Below are 14859 nucleotides of genomic sequence, written 5' to 3' on the forward strand. Positions count from 1 at the left end.
CCGGCAAACCTTGGAAAACCGGCCGTTTGCGCCTATATCTACGACATCAAAACGGCGCGATTCGGGGCCATTTTCTCGCGCCGGATCAGCGACATCAATCAGACAGGTTTTCATGAGCGACCAGACCGAGAGCGCCAATGGCGCGGAAGCCGAGTACGGCGCCGATTCCATCAAGGTTTTGAAGGGGTTGGATGCTGTCCGCAAGCGGCCGGGCATGTATATCGGCGATACCGACGACGGCTCGGGCCTGCACCACATGGTCTATGAGGTGGTGGACAACGCCATCGACGAGGCCCTGGCCGGACATGCCGATCTCGTCTCTGTGACGCTCAACCCCGACGGTTCGGTGACCGTCATCGACAATGGCCGCGGCATTCCGACCGATATCCACCCCTCGGAGGGCGTTTCGGCGGCCGAAGTGATCATGACGCAGCTTCATGCCGGCGGCAAATTCGACCAGAACTCCTACAAGGTCTCCGGCGGCCTGCACGGTGTCGGCGTGTCGGTGGTCAACGCGCTTTCGGCATGGCTGAAGCTCAAGATCCGCCGCAACGGCGAAATCTTCGAGATGAGCTTCACCCACGGCAATGCCGACGCGCCTTTGAAGGTGACGGGCAGCTACGAGCAGGACAAGCGCCCGGGCACTTACGAGGGCCGCAGCGGCAGCGCGATCACCTTCTTCCCGTCGGCCGAGACCTTCACCATGGTCGAGTTCGACTACAACACGCTGGAGCACCGGCTGCGCGAGCTTGCCTTCCTCAATTCCGGCGTGCGCATCGTGCTGACCGACGCCCGCCATGCCGACCTGGTGCGGCACGAGCTGCACTATGACGGCGGCCTCGAGGAGTTCGTCAAATATCTCGACCGGGTCAAGAAGCCGCTGATCGAGAAGCCGATCGCGATCCGCGCCGAGCGCGACGGCATCACCGTCGAAGTGGCGATGTGGTGGAACGACAGCTACCACGAGAATGTGCTGGCATTCACCAACAACATCCCGCAGCGCGACGGCGGCACGCATCTGGCCGGCTTCCGCGCCGCGCTGACGCGGCAGATCACCGGCTATGGCGAGTCCTCCGGCCAGACCAAGAAGGAAAAGGTTTCACTGACCGGCGACGACTGCCGCGAAGGCCTGACCGCGGTTCTGTCGGTCAAGGTCCCGGATCCGAAATTCTCCTCGCAGACCAAGGACAAGCTGGTCTCGTCGGAAGTGCGGCCGGTGGTGGAAAGCCTGGTCAACGAGGCGCTGGGCACCTGGCTGGAAGAGCATCCGAGCGAAGGCAAGGTGGTGGTCGAGAAGGTGATCCAGGCGGCGGCGGCGCGCGAAGCCGCGCGCAAGGCGCGCGACATCACCCGCAAGAGCACGCTCGGCGTCACCTCGCTGCCCGGCAAGCTTGCCGATTGCCAGGAGCGCGATCCGGCAAAGTCGGAAATCTTCATCGTCGAGGGTGACTCGGCCGGCGGCTCGGCCAAGGGCGGGCGCTCGCGCCAGAACCAGGCCATCCTGCCGCTGCGCGGCAAGATCCTGAACGTCGAGCGGGCGCGCTTCGACCGCATGCTTTCTTCCGACATGATCGGCACGCTGATCACCGCGCTCGGCACCTCGATCGGCAAGGACGAGTTCAACGCCGACAAGCTGCGCTACCACAAGATCATCCTGATGACGGACGCCGACGTCGACGGCGCCCATATCCGCACGCTGCTGCTCACTTTCTTCTTCCGGCAGATGCCGGAGCTGATCGAGCGCGGCCATCTCTACATCGCCCAGCCGCCGCTCTACAAAGTGACGCGGGGCAAGAGTTCGCAATACCTCAAGGACGAAAGCGCCTATGAGGAATATCTGATCGAGTCGGGGCTGGAAGAGACGTCGCTGACGCTCGGCTCGGGCGAGGTGCGCACCGGTCAGGACCTGCGCAGCGCCGTCGACGACGCGCTGGCGGTGCGGCACCTGATCAACGGGCTGCACACGCGCTACAACCGCAGCGTCGTCGAGCAGGCGGCAATCGCCGGCGCGCTCAACGCCGACGTGCTTGCCGACCTCGGCCGCGCCACGGCGATGGCCGAGCGGGTCGCCAGGCGCCTCGACATGATCGCCGAGGAGACGGAGCGCGGCTGGACCGGGCGGCTGTCGACCTCCAATGACGGTTCCGGCGGCTATGTGTTCGAGCGCACGGTGCGCGGCGTCAAGGACGCGGTTCAGCTCGATGCCGGGCTGATCAACTCGGCCGATGCGCGCCAGCTCGACCGCTACGCGCCGCGCCTGGCGGAAGTCTATGGCGAGCAGCCGACGCTGCGCCGCAAGGAGACTTCGGAGCTTCTTTCGGGACCGCTGGCGCTGCTCAACGCGGTGTTCGCCGCCGGTCGCAAGGGGCTTACCATGCAGCGCTACAAGGGCCTTGGCGAAATGAACGCCGAGCAGCTCTGGGAAACCACGCTGGACCCGAATGTGCGCTCGCTGCTGCAGGTCAAGGTGAATGATGCCACCGACGCCGACTCGCTATTCTCGCGGCTGATGGGCGACGAGGTGGAGCCGCGGCGCGAGTTCATCCAGGACAACGCGCTGTCGGTGGCCAATCTGGACATTTGAGCAGGCCGACAGCCTTCTGCAACGAAAAAGCCCGGCGGACGCCGGGCTTTTTTTGCGGAAGGCTGCGGCCAATCAGTGATCCATGGCCTTGACGATTTCCTCGGTCATCTTCTTGGCGTCGCCGAGCAGCATCATGGTGCCGTCCTTGTAGAACAGCGTGTTGTCGATGCCGGCATAGCCGGAGCCGAGCGAGCGCTTGACGAACAGGCAGGTGCGGGCCTTGTCGACGTCGAGGATAGGCATGCCGTAGATCGGCGAGGACTTGTCGTCGCGCGCGGACGGGTTGGTGACGTCGTTGGCGCCGATGACATAGGCGACGTCGGCCTGCGCGAACTCGGAGTTAATGTCCTCCAGCTCGAACACCTCGTCATAGGGCACGTTGGCTTCGGCGAGCAGCACGTTCATGTGGCCGGGCATGCGGCCGGCGACCGGGTGAATGGCGTACTTCACCTCGACGCCGTTGGCCTTGAGCTTGTCGGCCATTTCGCGCAGCGCGTGCTGGGCCTGGGCGACCGCCATGCCGTAGCCCGGCACGATGATAACCTTCTGGGCGTTCATCATCAGATAGGCCGCGTCGTCAGCCGAGCCCTGCTTGACGGTGCGCTCGATGCCGTCGTCGGCAGCCGCCGCCGTCTCGCCGCCGAAGCCGCCAAGGATGACCGAGATGAAGCTCCGGTTCATGCCCTTGCACATGATGTAGGACAGGATCGCACCGGACGAGCCGACCAGCGCGCCGGTGATGATCAGCGCCAGGTTGCCGAGCGTGAAGCCAAGCGCCGCGGCAGCCCAACCCGAGTAGGAATTCAGCATCGACACCACGACCGGCATGTCGGCGCCGCCGATCGGAATGATGAGCAGCACGCCGAGCACCAGCGAGGCGGCGACGATCAGCCAGAAGACCAGCTTGGACTCGGTGTTGACCAGAAGCACAATCAGCACGAACAGCGCCACACCGAGCGCGATGTTGATGACGTGGCGGCCGCCGATCATGATCGGCTTGCCGGACATGCGGCCATCGAGCTTCAGGAAGGCAATGACCGAGCCGGTGAAGGTGATGGCGCCGATGGCGACGCCAAGGCTCATCTCGACAAGCGCCTGGGCGTGGATGTCGCCGGCCGTGCCGATGCCAAAACTTTCCGGCGCGTAGATGGCGGCGGCCGCCACCATGACGGCGGCAAAGCCCACCAGTGAGTGGAAGGCGGCGACCAGCTGCGGCATCGAGGTCATGGCGATGCGGCGCGCCACGTAGGCGCCGACGCCGCCGCCAATGGCGAGGCCAACCACGATCAGGCCGAAGCGGCCGGCCGAGGGCAGAGCCAGCGCCAGCGTGGTGGCGATGGCAATGCCCATGCCGATCATGCCGTAGAGATTGCCCCGGCGGCTGGTTGTCGGGTGCGACAGGCCGCGCAGCGCCAGGATGAACAGGATGCCGGATACCAGATAGAGGAAGGAAGCGAGATTGACGGTCACGTCACTTGTCCTTCTTCTTGTACATGGCGAGCATGCGCTGGGTAACGAGGAAGCCGCCGAAGATGTTGACCGAGACCAGCACCAGGGCGACGAAGCCGAAACCCGCGGCAAGGCCGGAGGCCGCGATACCGACGGCAAGCAGCGCGCCGACGACGATGACCGAGGAGATGGCGTTGGTGACGGCCATCAGCGGCGTGTGCAGCGCCGGCGTCACCGACCAGACGACATAATAGCCGACGAAGATCGCCAGCACGAAAATGGCGAAGCGGAAGACGAAGGGATCGATGGCGCCGCCCGACAGCGCATGCGCCGCGTTGCCGGCAGCCTCGACGCCGGCGGGCGCATTGGCCAGGTCCTGCACCGCCAAGCGGACGGCGGCGGTCGCCTGATCGAGCTGGTCGAGGGCTTTCTGCAGCTGTTCCATCACGCGGTCCCTTTCGACTTAGACGAGGGCGACTTGGCTGCGACAGGTTTCTTCGCCGCGGTCTTCTTCACAGCGGGCTTGGCCGAGGCGTCGGCGACCATGGTCGTGGCCGGTATCGCGGCGGGTTCGGTGCGCGGCGCCTCGACGGCCTTGGCGAAGGCCGGATGCACCACCTTGCCGCCATCGGTCAGCATCGTCGCCTTGACCAGCTCGTCGTCGCGTTTGATCGCAAGCTCCTTCGCCGCCTTGTCGACCATCGTCTCGAGGAAGGCGTAAAGGTTCTTGGCATAGAGCAGAGAGGCGGATGCGGCGACGCGGCCCGACACGTTGAGATGGCCGACGATCTTGACGCCGTTTTCCGTCGTCACGACCTTGCCGGGTACCGCTCCCTCGACATTGCCGCCACGCTCGACCGCGAGGTCGACAATCACCGAGCCCGGCTTCATCGAGGCGACCATGGCGGCAGAGACCAGCTTCGGCGCCGGACGTCCAGGGATCAGCGCCGTGGTGATGACGATGTCCTGCTTGGCGATGTGCTCGGCGGTCAGCGCCGCCTGCTTGGCCTGGTATTCCTTCGACATCTCCTTGGCATAGCCGCCGGCGGTCTCGGCCGCCTTGAACTCCTCGTCCTCGACGGCAAGGAATTTGGCGCCGAGCGACTGCACCTGCTCCTTCACGGCAGGGCGCACGTCGGTGGCGGTGACGACGGCGCCGAGACGGCGCGCGGTGGCGATGGCCTGCAGGCCGGCGACGCCGACGCCCATGATGAAGGTCTTGGCCGCCGGCACCGTGCCCGCCGCCGTCATCATCATCGGCAGCGCGCGGTCATACTCGGCGGCCGCATCGATCACCGCCTGGTAGCCAGCAAGATTGGCCTGCGAGGACAGCACGTCCATCACCTGCGCGCGGGTGATGCGCGGCATGAATTCCATGGAGAAAGCGGTAATCCCGGCCTTGGCCATCGCGGAGAGTGCCGCATCGTTGCCGTAGGGATCCATGATTGCGATCACAGCCGCGCCCGACTTGTAGCCCTTGAGCTCCGCATCGGTCGGTCGGCGCACCTTCAGCACCACGTCGGCCTTCGACGCGTCGGCTGCCTTGCCGATCGCGGCACCCGCCTTGGCGAACTCCTCGTCGGGGATGCGCGAGCCGAGGCCGGCGCCCTTCTCGACGATCACCTCGAAGCCCAGGCCCGCAAGCCGTTTCACCGTCTCAGGCGAAGCCGCGACGCGCGGCTCGTTCGCATCAAGCTCACGAGGGATGAATACCGTCTGCCCCACCGGATGATCCTTTCGACTGGAACCTTGCTGCGCAAGGCGTCAGCCGGGATACCCGGCGGGACGTCGAACGCAATGGCTTGGAAAGTCTACCGCAGAATGAAATAGCCGACGGCCATGATCACGATGAACAGGATGGTCGCCGAGAAGAAGCCGCCAGCGAAGAAACCGAAGGCCATGGCCAGGAGGATGGCGGCGCAGAAGAGGGAGCCATATTTGGCGAGCGAGAGGAAGGCCGCATAGGTGCGGTCATGCTCGGCATAGTCCATCTTCGCGCCCAGCTCGACAGGACCGGTCGGCGTGTGATCAGCCATTAGGAGTACCCCTTCGAAGATATCTTCGAGGCACATAGCGAAAAGCCGGACGGAGAGCAATGGCGCTATTGCCGCACGGCGCGCGACAACAGCCTCAAATGAAAGTTGAAGGCCGGCGGCCGTTGCAAACCATGGTGGGCGCCGCCGATCCCTTCAGGATGTCTGAACGTGCGACGATAATTTCGCGCTTTCCGGCGAAACGTGACGTGACTAGGCTTACCGGAACCAATGACTGGGCAATCACGCGCATGATGTCGCCGACAGAAACGTTTGACTGGGACGGCACCGGCATCGCCTGGGGCTCGACCGGCTCCGGTCCTCCGATGGTGCTCGTCCATGGAACGCCATTTTCCTCGCATGTCTGGCATCGCGTTGCCCCCGAACTGGCGCGCGAGCACACGCTCTATTTTTACGATCTTCCGGGGTATGGCCAGTCCGAGAAACGCGAGGGCCAGGATGTCTCGCTGGGCATCCAGAACAACGCATTGGCGGCGATGCTGGCGTTCTGGAAGCTCGATCGACCAAACATCATCGCCCACGACTTCGGCGGGGCCACCGCCTTGCGAGCGCATCTGATCGACGGCTGCGACTACGAAAGACTACTGTTGATCGATCCGGTGGCGGTGCGGCCGTGGGGCTCACCCTTTGTCCAGCATGTCAGACGGCATGAATTCGCCTTCGCCGGCGTGCCGGACTACATCCAGGTAGCGATCCTGAGGGCCTATATTGCGGGCGCGGCAGCCAGATCCTTGTCGGACAACGAACTGCAGCCGTACATCGCACCATGGACCGGATCGAATGGCCAGCCAGCTTTCTATCGGCAGATCGCGCAAATGGATCAGCGTTTCACCGACGAGGTCGAACCGCACTATCGCGAATTCCGTTGCCCGGTAGCGTTGCTGTGGGGAGAAGAAGACCGCTGGATCTCGCCGCAGAGCGGCGAGAAGCTTGCGGCCATGCTGCCGGATTGCAGCCTGAGGCTGGTTCCGGGCTCCGGTCACCTCATGCAGGAGGATGCGCCCGAGGCGATTGTCGCTGCCGCGCTGCGCTTCTTCGCCAGTTGAGGGTTCTTTCAGCCGGCGAGGTTCGGAAACAGGCCGATCAGGCCAACCACGATCAGGTAGAGCGCCACGATGTAGTTGAGCAGGCGCGGTATCACCAGGATCAGTATGCCGGCGATCAGCGAGATCAGGGGCGTGAGCGCAAGCGCGTGAATGGTCATCATCGTATCCCTTCCCACGAACAACCCGACGTCAGCCGGCGAAAGGTTTGCTGGGCAGCACCGCAGCGTCGCTCGGCCCGCGACGCCGCTACTTACAACGGTGGAACCGCAGAAAAGGTCCATGTTGCGCGGAAGGGCCCCTTTCAGGCAGCGTCGCGCAAGTATTTCGCCGTCGGCACGATGGAGAGCGGCGTCAGCCGGTTGATGGCCGGATTGGCGAACATCATCCGTTGTTCCACCGGCGTCGACTTGAAGAACGGAAACCGTTCGAGTGTCTGGCGCAAGTTTTCGCCGCAGGGGATTTCAAACAAAGCGATCGGCGCCAGGACGCCCGGGAACACCTTGCCCTCCGTCCTCTGGATGGCACGGAAGATGCGGGCGTAATAAGCGGAATGCTCGACCTTGACCGGCGTGAGAACCGCGGTCTGGCCAAAGTAGCAGGAGGCCACCATGCCGAGCCGCAGCGTCAGGAAGGGCAGGACACCGGGGGCTGGCGCGCTGTCGGGATCGGTCGCGAAGCGGGTCCCGTCGATGAAGCTCTCTCCGCGGGCCAGCCGCTCGGCCAAGATTTCGGGATAGGCGTCGACGGAGGGCGAATAAGGGTGCTCGCGGGAAATGTAGTGGAGCCGCAGCGTGCTGACCAAGTGGCCATCGAAATAGACGCCGAAGCGGTAGGAATTCGGCAAATTGTCCCAGCGATCCTCGAACATCCCGCTGGCGATCGGACCGCACATGCCGGAGCGCAGATAGGATTGATAGCGAAGACGGTAGATCGCCTCCAGATCCTCGCCCCCGGTTATGAGACGATAATCGACATGCTCCAGCAATTGCATGATCGAACGGTTCAGCGCCGACCCAGCGTTTGCGCCGGCGCCAGCCTGCGCATCGTTTCTCGCAGCATCCATCCTCAAGTCCTCGTATCCGCCTGTAAATAGGCTATTCGAGTTGAAATGGGACACAAGGCGAAAATTCGATAACGCTGATTTACCGTTCGTTAACCTTAACGGTCAGGGAGATTCCTGCCGGCGAAGTTGCGCCTAAAGAACAGACCAAACATCCGGATCCAAGCATGCGGCTAATACGGGGAGAGCACTTAATACAGAAGCAATAAGCACTGCCGCGAACCTCTGCTACAAATTCCGCCCGTCTGTAAATATTCAGATTTGTTCAGTTTCCGATGAAAAATGCCTGCGCACTTTTCCTGGAATAATCCCAGACGGTATCAGGAAATTTGTTTTGAAGCTTCTGCTTGCTTCCAAACCGCCGCGCAACCAAAGCAACGCGCATTGTCGATCCCGGTCGGCGAAATTTGCCAAAATGCGGCTACCTGGCCGTCCGTTTGGCAGCGAGGCGCAGGTCGGCGGCGAATGGCCAGGTGACGTTCGACATCGTCTCGATGCCGGACGCGCTGAGCGCGGCGCCGAAGAGGAACCCTTGCACGAGGTCCGGCTTGACCGAACGCACCAGTATCTTCAGCTGTTCGAAGGTCTCGACCCCCTCGATGGTAACGACCAAGCCCAGCGTCCGGGTCAGGCCGACGATGCCCTTCAGAAGGTCGAGCGACTGGGGACTCTGGGTCACGTCGATCAGGAAGGAGCGGTCGATCTTGATCTTGTCGAGCGGCAGCTTATGCAGGTAGCTAAGGCTGGAATAGCCGGTGCCGAAGTCGTCGAGCGCGATGCGGACGCCTAGGGTCTTGAGCTCTTCGATCAACTCGCGCGTCTGCGATTTGTCGTCGAGCAGGGCAGTCTCCGTGACCTCGATTTCGAGCCGGTGCGGCGCAAGGCCTGCGGCCGCCAGGGCGTCGCGCACCTTCTGCACGACGTCGCGGTTGCGGAAATCCTTGGCCGAGAGGTTGATCGAAACGCTGGTCTGGGCCGGCCATTTGGCGCATTCGGCGCAGGCCGCCTGCAGCACGAAGGCGCTGATCTCGGAGATGATGCCCATCTCCTCGGCCAGCGGGATGAAGATGCTCGGCGAGATCGGACCGAGATCGGGGTGGTCCCAGCGGCAGAGCGCCTCGCAGCTGGCTATGCGCATGGTGCTCATCGACACGATCGGCTGATAGACGACGCGCAGTTCCTTGGCTTGCACGGCGCTGCGCAGATCGGCCTTCATCAGCTGGCGGTTGCGGAAGGCGGCGTCCATCGATGCCTCGAACAGCCGCCAGCTGTTCTTGCCGAGCTCCTTGGCCTTGTAGAGCGCAAGGTCCGCCTTGACGATCATGGCGTCGACGTCGGTGTCATTGACCCTGGACAATACCGCGCCGCCGCTGGTCTGGATGCGCAGGCCGTGGCCGGCGACATCGACCTCGCCCTGCAGGTCGGCGAAGATCTCGTCGAGCAGGCTGGTGAGGTGGCTCTCGTCCTCGATGCGGTCGAAATAGATCATGAACTCGTCGCCGCCGAAGCGGCTGACATTGATGCCGGGCCCGGCAACCGCAGCCAGTCGCTCGGCGACGGCATAGATCAGCCCGTCGCCGACCGGATGGCCGAGCGTGTCGTTGACGCTCTTGAAATCGTCAAGGTCGAGCACCGCCAGGCCGCAGAGCCGGTCGCGGTCGCCGGACGCCATGGCCTCGCCGGCCAGCTCGTGGAAGTAGGCACGGTTCGGCAGGCCGGTGAGGTTGTCGTAGCGCGCCATGAAACGGATCTTCTCCTCCGCCTCGACGCGGGCCGTGACGTCCTCGAAGGTGACGACGCCGAGTTCCTGGCTGCCTTCGCGCGCGGAGAATTCGTAGTGCTGGCCGTTGGCAAGCGAGACCAGCACCTTGCGGTCCCGGCCCTCGCGCAGGGCGCGCGTCAGCTGCGCCTCGATGTAGCGGCAGTCCTTCGGCGCCAGCATGCCCCCGGCGACGCCGCGCATCAACAGGCCGTGGATAGAGCGCCCGAGCAGCGCGTCGGCCGATTTCAGCGACATCAGATGGGCGGCCTCGGCATTGGCGACCGCGACGCGTCCGTCGGGGCCGAGCATGACCAGCCCGTGGGACATGGTGTTGAGCGCGCGGTCGAACCTGCGCGTCAGGTTCCTCGCCTGCTTGTGGCCGATGACCGCCGAGAACAGCACGTTGCGGACATGGTCGGCGCCGGTGATGGTGATGAACGTCATAGGGATGATCATCAGGCCGAGGACGACCGAGGGCGCGTCCATGCGCAGCAGGAGCGCAAGCGCCGCCGGACCGATGAAGGTCACCGAAAAAATCCGCACCATGCGAGGAGAGCCGTAGTTGCGGGCGACAACCGTGACCAGGGTCGCCAGGGTCAGCGACATCGCTGCCAGTTCGGCAAAGGGATCGGGAAATACATAGATCGACACGAAACACAGCGCGCCCAATCCGAGACCCTGGAGGCAGCCCTTGAGGATGTAGCTGTGCTCCAATCGCCGCGCTTCCTCGACGTCGGCTATCACGCCGCCGGTCCTCAGAAAACCGCGAATGCCGAAGTAACGGATAAGGCTGACCGAAAGCAGAGCAAAAGAAAACGCCAGAAACAAGGAATTGCGGGTGCGCAGATAGATCATGAATCCGAGGATCCAGTAGCACGCACCACCGATCAACAACATGTGCGCGTTGTCGAACAACGAGCGCACAAATTGGATATAGACATCCGCGGGGATGCTCTCGGTCTTTGTTTTGCCCATGTGGTCGGCCCAACGCTAAGCCCTGTCATGCCACAACCGCCTTAAGAAAGGCTTAGAACAGGGGGCTTAGGCAGCGGCTTGAGCCGCCCGCAAAGGCGCGAAGACCTGGGCAGGCCGGAAAGGCTTCGGCCAAGCCACTAAAGCGCGTCGCGTTGGATACAGGCGATGCGCCTTAGTTCTTTTTGATGCATGTCAGCGCGATCACTCAGCCGCGCTGAGAACCGGCACCGGTGCGGCCTCACGCAGCCTCTGCAGCAGCCTGGAGCGCTCCTGCGCCGCCTTTGCGGCGCTGGCCTGCCGGACATAGCCATAGCCGCGGATGAGCGCCGGCACGGAGGCCAGAGCGGCGGCGGCATCGATCCTGCCGGGTGCAAGCGCTGCGGCGATCAGGTCGAGATCCGCCTCGTATTGCGCAAGCAGCTGCCGCTCGGCGCGGCGTTCGGCGGTACGGCCGAAGAGATCGAAGGCCGTGCCGCGCAGGCCCTTCATCGCAGCCAGCAGGCGAAAGGCCTTCATCATCCAGGGGCCGAAGCTCGATTTCTTCGGCTTGCCGTCGTTGCCGTGCCGGCCGAGGATCGGCGGCGCGAGATGGAATTCCAGCCTGTCGTAGCTCTGGAACTGCCTGGCGAGATCGGCGGCGAAGTTGCCGTCGGTGTAGAGCCTCGCCACCTCGTACTCGTCCTTGATCGCCATCAGCTTGAAGAGGTTCCTGGCGGCGGCCTCGGTGACCGCGGTCGAGCCCGGAACCGCCCGCGCCTCGGCGGCCCGCAGCACGGCCACCCTGTCGGCATAGCGCTTGCCATAGGCCGCGTTCTGGTAGGCGGTGAGGAAAGCGACGCGCCGGGCGATGATGTCGTCGAGCGTCTCGGCGGGCGCGGATGCCGGCTTGCCTGTACGGCCGACCAGGTTGCGCACGAAGTCCGGCTGGTGCGCGGCGCGACGGCCCCAGCGAAAGGCGGCGAGGTTCATCGCCACGGCTTCGCCGTTCAATTCTATCGCCTTTTCAACGGCTTCGGCCGACAGCGGCAGCCCGCCATGCTGGAAGGCGAAGCCGAGCATGAACATGTTGGCGCCGAGCGAATTGCCGAACAGCGCGGTCGCCGTGCGGGTGGCATCGAAGAAGTGGGCCTTGTCGTCGCCAGCGGCGGCGCGAATCGCCTTCTTCAGCCGCTCGACCGGCAGCGAGAAATCGGCCGAACGCGTGAATTCGCCAGGCATGAATTCGGCGGTGTTGGCCAGAAACATCGTGTGGCCCTCGCGCACCGCGGCGAGCACCTTCTTGGCGCCGGAGACGACGAGGTCGCAGCCGAGCACGAGATCGGCCTTGCCGGCCGAGACGCGGATGGCGTGGATGTCCTCGGGCGTCGAGGCAATGCGGACATGGGTGAAGACCGAGCCGCCCTTCTGGGCAAGGCCCGCCATGTCGATCATGCCGCAGCCCTTGCCTTCGAGATGGGCGGCCATGCCGAGCACCGCGCCGATGGTGACGACGCCGGTGCCGCCGACGCCGTCGATGATCGCCGCCCAGCCCTGGCCACCGAGCGGGAATTCAGCCGGTGACGGCACGCCGTCGAGCGGATCGCTCCTGCCGGCAATGCCCTCGGCCTTTCGGATCGTGCCGCCATGCACGGTGACGAAGGACGGGCAGAAGCCGTTGAGGCAGGAGAAATCCTTGTTGCAGCTCGACTGGTCGATCCGGCGCTTGCGGCCGAACTCGGTCTCGACCGGCTGGATCGAGACGCAGTTCGACTGCACGCCGCAATCGCCGCAGCCTTCGCAGACCAGCTCGTTGATGAAGACGCGCCTGTCCGGGTCGGGGAAGGTGCCGCGCTTGCGGCGGCGGCGCTTCTCGGCGGCGCAGGTCTGGTCGTAGAGAAGCACCGAGACGCCCTTTACGTCGCGCAGCTCGCGCTGGACGAGGTCGAGATCATCGCGGTGATGGATGGTGGCGCCGGCCGGGAAATCGGCCTTGCCGGCATATTTGTCCGGCTCGTCGGTGACGACGGCGATGCGGTTGACGCCTTCGGCGCGCACCTGCCTGGCGATCATGTCGACGGTGAGGCCGCCTTCATGCGGCTGGCCGCCGGTCATGGCGACCGCGTCGTTGTAGAGGATCTTGTAGGTGATGTTGGCGTCGCTCGACAGCGCGAAGCGGATCGCCAGCAAGCCGGAATGGTTGTAGGTGCCGTCGCCGAGATTCTGGAAGATGTGGTCGCGCTTGGAGAATGGCGCTTGGCCGACCCATTGCGCGCCCTCGCCGCCCATCGCCGTGAAACCGACAGTATTCCTGTCCATCCACAGCGCCATGAAGTGGCAGCCGATACCGGCGGCCGCGAGCGAGCCCTCCGGCACCTTGGTCGAGGAATTGTGCGGACAGCCCGAGCAGAAGAAGGGCGTGCGCGAGCCGATGTCGACGGTGTCGGCAAGCATCGCCTGGAACTGGCGCAGCTTCGCCACCCGCGCCGCGATCTCCTCCGAGTAGCCAATGGTGCGCAGGATCCGCTCGCCCAAGGCGATCGCGATCTCGTTCGGGTCGAGCGCGCCCTTGGCCGGAAACAGCCAGTCGCCGCGCTCGTCCTTCTTGCCGACGATGGCCGGCTGGATGGCGGAGCCGTAGAGGTTCTCGCGCAATTGCACTTCGATCAGCGAGCGCTTCTCCTCGACGACGACGATGGTGTCGAGGCCGCGGGCGAAGTCGGCGATATGCTGATAGTCGAGCGGCCAGGGGCAGCCGACCTTGAACAGACGGATGCCGATGCGGTTGGCGGCCTTCTCGTCGATGCCGATGTCCTCCAGCGCCTGACGCACGTCGAGATAGCTCTTGCCGATGGTGATGACGCCGAGCTTCGGCTTGCGGCCCCCGGAATAGACGATCCGGTTCAGCCCGTTGGCCTGGATGAAGGCGGAAGCGGCGGCGCGCTTATGCTCATGCAGCCGCTCCTCCTGCCCGAGCATGTCGATCTCGTGGCGGATATTGAGGCCGCCGGGCGGCATGTCGAAGTCGGGAATGACGATGTTCAGCCGGTCGATCGAGGCGTCGACCGAGGCCGTCGATTCGATATTGTCCTTGACGCATTTGATCGCCGACCAGGTACCGGCGAAGCGCGACATGGCAAAGCCGTAGAGACCGTAGTCGATGATCTCCTGGACGCCGGCCGGGTTGAGGATCGGCACCATGGTGTCGACAAACAGGAATTCGGTCGCGTGCGCATTGGTCGAGGATTCGGCCATGTGGTCGTCGCCCATCAGGGCGAGCACGCCGCCATTTCTCGACGAGCCGGCAAGGTTGGCGTGACGGAAGACGTCGCCGGAGCGGTCGACGCCCGGCCCCTTGCCGTACCAGACCGCAAAGACGCCGTCATGGGTGCCCTCGCCGAGCAACTCGGTCTGCTGCGAGCCCCAGCAGGCGGTGGCGGCGAGTTCCTCGTTGAGGCCCGGCTGAAAGACGATGTCGGCCTGGGCAAGCTGCTTCTTGGCCCTCCAGAGCTGCATGTCGAGGCCGCCGAGCGGCGAGCCGCGATAGCCGGAAACGAAGCCCGCGGTGTTGAGACCGGCGCGACGGTCGCGCTCGCGCTGCATCAGAAGCATGCGCACGACGGCCTGCGCCCCGGACAGGAAGACGCGCTCCTTGCCAAGGTCGAACTTGTCGTCGAGCGCGACGTCGTGCAGCGTCATCAGGCATTCCTCTTCGGAGGCGCGCCTCAGATCGAGCGGCCAACGTCGGAGTGGGACGCCGCAGTCTTTCTTCCCTTGCCGGGGAGGTCAAACAAAATCGCAGGGGCCAGAGCGCACGCAACAAATGGTCCGGATGAAGCCGCCCAGCGTATTTAAGATGAAGCTAAACGCTTCATCGAGCACGAAAATTTCGGCGGATGCCGCACTGTTTGCCTGGCCATGATCTTTCCCGGACCGGAGGTCGACGCAAGCAA

General features: G+C 64.3%; 10 protein-coding genes. 2 read left to right on the forward strand and 8 right to left on the reverse strand.

Annotated features, from left to right (window positions below; all coding sequences use genetic code 11):
• Positions 1-112 precede the first annotated feature (112 nt).
• Positions 113-2584 carry a DNA topoisomerase (ATP-hydrolyzing) subunit B gene (gyrB, locus tag EN853_RS24570; protein ID WP_127861785.1) on the forward strand — a complete coding sequence of 824 codons (2472 nt, stop codon included), beginning with the start codon at positions 113-115 and terminating at the stop codon, positions 2582-2584.
• 72 nt (positions 2585-2656) lie between these two features.
• On the opposite strand, the gene EN853_RS24575 is transcribed toward gyrB, so the two are convergent.
• The 4 genes from EN853_RS24575 to EN853_RS24590 all read right to left on the reverse strand — a co-directional run bounded on the left by EN853_RS24575 (position 2657) and on the right by EN853_RS24590 (position 6069).
• Positions 2657-4054, reverse strand: a complete 1398-nt coding sequence (locus EN853_RS24575) for an NAD(P)(+) transhydrogenase (Re/Si-specific) subunit beta (RefSeq protein ID WP_127861784.1) — start codon at positions 4052-4054, stop codon at positions 2657-2659.
• A gap of 1 nt (position 4055) precedes the next feature.
• A complete protein-coding gene (locus tag EN853_RS24580) occupies positions 4056-4478 on the reverse strand; it encodes an NAD(P) transhydrogenase subunit alpha (RefSeq protein ID WP_127861783.1) in 423 nt (140 codons plus the stop codon).
• A complete protein-coding gene (locus tag EN853_RS24585; protein ID WP_127861782.1) occupies positions 4478-5758 on the reverse strand; it encodes a Re/Si-specific NAD(P)(+) transhydrogenase subunit alpha in 1281 nt (426 codons plus the stop codon). The genes EN853_RS24580 and EN853_RS24585 overlap by 1 nt, the downstream gene beginning before the upstream one ends.
• 86 nt (positions 5759-5844) lie before the next feature.
• Positions 5845-6069 (reverse strand): aa3-type cytochrome c oxidase subunit IV, encoded by a 225-nt coding sequence (locus EN853_RS24590; RefSeq protein ID WP_127861781.1) that lies wholly within the window; start codon positions 6067-6069, stop codon positions 5845-5847.
• 68 nt (positions 6070-6137) lie between these two features.
• Between EN853_RS24590 and EN853_RS24595 the strand changes: the two genes are divergently transcribed.
• Entirely contained in the window at positions 6138-7133 is a 996-nt protein-coding gene (locus EN853_RS24595) for an alpha/beta hydrolase (RefSeq protein WP_348631853.1), read from the forward strand.
• A gap of 8 nt (positions 7134-7141) precedes the next feature.
• Here EN853_RS24595 and EN853_RS24600 read toward each other — a convergent pair whose 3' ends face one another.
• From EN853_RS24600 to EN853_RS24615, 4 genes are all read right to left on the reverse strand, one after another.
• Positions 7142-7291 carry a DUF3096 domain-containing protein gene (locus tag EN853_RS24600; RefSeq protein ID WP_127861818.1) on the reverse strand — a complete coding sequence of 50 codons (150 nt, stop codon included), beginning with the start codon at positions 7289-7291 and terminating at the stop codon, positions 7142-7144.
• A 143-nt stretch (positions 7292-7434) separates the two neighbouring features.
• Positions 7435-8196, reverse strand: coding sequence for a hypothetical protein (locus EN853_RS24605; RefSeq protein ID WP_127861780.1), 762 nt, complete (start codon positions 8194-8196; stop codon positions 7435-7437).
• Between the two features lie 418 nt (positions 8197-8614).
• A complete protein-coding gene (locus EN853_RS24610) occupies positions 8615-10930 on the reverse strand; it encodes an EAL domain-containing protein (protein WP_127861779.1) in 2316 nt (771 codons plus the stop codon).
• Between the two features lie 201 nt (positions 10931-11131).
• Positions 11132-14605, reverse strand: coding sequence for an indolepyruvate ferredoxin oxidoreductase family protein (locus EN853_RS24615; RefSeq protein ID WP_127861778.1), 3474 nt, complete (start codon positions 14603-14605; stop codon positions 11132-11134).
• Positions 14606-14859: the final 254 nt, after the last annotated feature.

Source organism: Mesorhizobium sp. M1C.F.Ca.ET.210.01.1.1 (assembly GCF_004791585.1).
GTDB lineage: Bacteria > Pseudomonadota > Alphaproteobacteria > Rhizobiales > Rhizobiaceae > Mesorhizobium.